This is a genomic window from Bartonella sp. MU70NMGDW (assembly GCF_042194085.1).
Classification (GTDB): Bacteria; Pseudomonadota; Alphaproteobacteria; order Rhizobiales; family Rhizobiaceae; genus Bartonella; species Bartonella grahamii.
Genome location: NZ_JBHIMK010000161.1, coordinates 1 through 2,810, shown reverse-complemented (window position 1 = coordinate 2,810; position 2,810 = coordinate 1). Strand labels below are relative to the sequence as shown.

Sequence of the window (2,810 nt, the reverse complement as noted above, 5' to 3'; positions counted from 1 at the left end):
AGTGAGGCACCCACCAGCGGACTAAAGGCAGGAGCGAAAACTGTTGGTACGGCTATGGTGCCCATGGCTTGGCGCACCCGTGTCTGCCCAAACTGTAACGCAATAATGGTTTGGCTAAGGGGCAGCAAAAGACCGGTCCCGAAACCTTGAACGATACGGGCAGATATAATGGTTGGAAAATTATAGCTTAATCCTACCCCCAGTGATCCAAGCATAAAAATGAAGCTTGCAAGAAACCAAGTCTTTTTGATACCTATTCTCCCCTGAACAAAAGCTGCTATCAACAATCCTGGTACGGTGGCAAGAAAATAGGATGTTACAACCCATTGTATATTATTTTCCTCTACTGAAAGATAATGCGCAAGGTTAGGAAGGATGACATTGACAATGCTCCCGTCCAGCAAGGGGAGTATGCTGGAAATAATTACGGTATATATGACATACCTTTCTGATTTGGTATAGGAATCCACCTTTTGCATGATCATGCTCCCTACAGACACTCTTTAAAATATTGGTTCTACCCCATAAATCACAGACTTTGAGAATGAACACCTGTTTGTGATGGCTTTAATATGGGGATGAATGTGATTGGAAGCGCTGATGGTCTCCTTGTATACAATCCCTCTTCCTCCAAAATGAAGCCATCAGTTAAGTTGATCTCAATGAGTTTATCGAGGAGTCTATTCGCCGTCAACTCTATCTGCATAAGAGCAAAAGCGGAACCTAGACAAATGTATATGCCTTCTCCATTTACATTTATTATTTAATATGGAAAATGCTTTAAAAGCTTTATAAATCAAATTATTGACTGAAAAATTCAATGTGTGTTTATGTATCATTTTTATAATTAAATGATTGTTTGGGGGCAAATGTATTCTCAATAGTTTACAATTTTCTTTTCTTAAATGTGCAGCCTTTTCTGGAAAAGGTTCGACGATCTCTTAATCGTTTAATAAAAATTAAAATCGGTTATAAGGAAGAGCTTGTAAATTATATAGTAGGAAAAAGTTGCATTTTATAAACAACAGGGGAGGGTTGTTTCCATAGCCCAAACATTTTTTCAAGTTGTTATGGTATCTTTTTGAAGTGCTTGATCGATAAAAGTTTCATAATTATCAGAAACAATATATTGGGTATTTTCTCCTAAAGCTTTGAAATGTTCGCGACCGCAATGGATTTTTGCTTTTTCCAGATCGCGCAACATGTCTTCAAAAATACTTCTGCTTTCCACAATAAAATACAGTTTTTCTTGCCCATCTTTTACTTCAATAGAGGCAACTTCAATCTGCTTTATAGACTTTTGTTCATAAGCATCAATAGAATCGAGCTTATATAGTATGTTGTGTTTATCAAGATGAAATTGTTTATGTAGGTTTCTTGTATTGAAAGCAATAGTAAGATTTTTGATCTCTGTATAAAAATATTTACAAAAAAAATTAATAACGCATGATTATAGAATTTGGTTCTTTGTTTGAAGCGTGTAAAGTTAAATCGTTGTTTATTCATAGATTTTGTGTTCACTATTTATTTGATACATTTAATCTAAAATGTAAATTGTGTTCGTATACTCAAACTAAAGTACTGGTATTGAGGCGGTGAGCGTGTCGCGTTGTTGAGAATAGATAATTTGGTAGGCTGGTATTTCCTTTGTACCAGAGGAATTTTACCTTATTCTCTCATATTATGTGTGGATGAAATGTTAACCGCATAATGCTCCCTCTTACATGAGATGTAAGATTGATATGCTTTCCATATTAAGAAAAGTTGTTGATTGTGTAGGAATATTTTTCTGCGAAATTCGTTTTGCTTAAATGGCAAAAATAGAGCAATAGTTGCATATTTATTGCGCTGTAACGCATATATATAATCGATGGAGTCAACATTTCATCTAAGAAATTTTTTAAAGAAAAAACATAAGTAAATAGAATTGTTGAAAAAAATCTTTTATTTTTAAGCTTGTTTCTCGTGATTATAAAAGCTTTACGTGGATGTCGAAAAATTTGGTTGTGTTGAAAAGCATGAAAAATCAAGGAAATTTTGCAAAAAAGCTGCACGCATAGTGCAGCTTTTTATGTATTTGCTTTAGAGGTAGACGTTTTAAAGCATGAAAGTGTCCTTACGGCTTCTGTAACCATAGTAGCCAAAAACACTGGAAATAATGGCACCTATCAGACTTCCTAAAAAGCCCCACCACCCCATATTGGAGGCTGTTTTTGTGGCTTTAGTTGCAGTGTTTTTGGCGCCCTTGATCGTATCCTCAAGATTGTCGGAGAGTGTTTCTGCCCGTTCTTCAAGCGCTTTTATCGCCTTTTCGGTTTTTTCCTCTGCGCTTTGATAGAGTTGAACGGCACGGTTTACTGCTGTTTGTGCATCCGCACGGGACATGCCATCGGTCATAAGGGCCTTGATGATATCACTTCGATCAAATTTTGTCGTGAGATCTTCTACACGATCAGACAGGTGCTCACCAAGATTTTTTAAAGTGGTACGATAGTGAGAAGGATCATTTTTGAAAGCTGTTATCGCAGAACCAATATCGTTGAGTGCTGCTTGATAGGTTTGTTTCAAGCGATTAGGGTTGAGAGCAGGAATGTCGCTTTTATTGAGAAGGGTGCGCAATTCACTCGAAAGTTGGTCAAAATTGATGCCATTGTCACTGTTTTTTGCAAAAAACTTTTCAACACTTTCGCTGTTTAATTTTGCGAGTATAGGGGAAATATTGTTTTTTAGACCGTCTACGGTTTGTTGGATCATAGAGCTGTTTTCTAGAGCCGTTTTAGCTCCTATCTTTGCTGTACTAGAAACCACGT

At 36.6% G+C, this 2,810-nt stretch carries 3 protein-coding genes; all 3 read right to left on the bottom strand.

Annotated elements, in window-relative coordinates; all coding sequences use genetic code 11:
• Window positions 1-479: MFS transporter (locus tag ACFIKE_RS09085; RefSeq protein ID WP_375649450.1), on the bottom strand; the 479-nt coding region annotated here is incomplete at its 3' end.
• Between the two features lie 581 nt (window positions 480-1,060).
• The gene (locus tag ACFIKE_RS09080) at window positions 1,061-1,270 is read right to left on the bottom strand and encodes a hypothetical protein (protein ID WP_375649453.1); all 210 of its coding nucleotides are present in this window, start codon (window positions 1,268-1,270) and stop codon (window positions 1,061-1,063) included.
• 827 nt (window positions 1,271-2,097) lie between these two features.
• Window positions 2,098-2,810, bottom strand: a 713-nt coding sequence (locus tag ACFIKE_RS09075; RefSeq protein WP_375649448.1) for a DUF3792 domain-containing protein, incomplete at its 5' end; no start/stop codon positions are given.